General features: G+C 52.7%; 1 pseudogene. It reads right to left on the bottom strand.

The window, feature by feature from the left end:
- Window positions 1–296, bottom strand: a pseudogene (locus tag AC3Y5R_RS24300) (two-component sensor histidine kinase); the annotation flags it as partial.
- Window positions 297–509 lie beyond the last annotated feature (213 nt).

Below are 509 nucleotides of genomic sequence, written 5' to 3' on the forward strand. Positions count from 1 at the left end.
TCGAGCATTTCGCTGTAACGTTTGCGCTGGCTTTGATAAACCTTCGCAAGCGTAGGGTCGTCCAGCACGCAATACTGACGGTAGCTACGCTCCATCTCCAGCGCCGCGTTGGTCATCGCTTCACTACGCCGGGCATCAATAAGCGTAGTGCGGTTAACCAGCGCCGCCTGATCGCTAAGCGCATTCAGGCTTTGCCAGGCTTGCCATGCCAGCACCAACAGGGGTAGTAGAATTAGCAAAAATGCCAGCATTACCAGTTGTCGTAATGAGCGGGGAAAAACGGGCCAGCGTTTCAAGGTGTTACTCTCGTCAGACGCGAATAGCCTGATGCTAACCGAGGGGAAGTTCAGATACAACAAAGCCGGGAATTACCCGGCTTTGTTATGGAATAAGGCGGTGCCTAACTCGACGTTTCGCCCGATGGTTGATATAGCTACGCTGATATCAGAAGTTGGACGGCAGGCACCTTGTTGTGCGTCATTCGAATTTTATGTAGCACGTCCCGAAGG

It is taken from the genome of Erwinia sp. 009765445 (assembly GCF_058137865.1).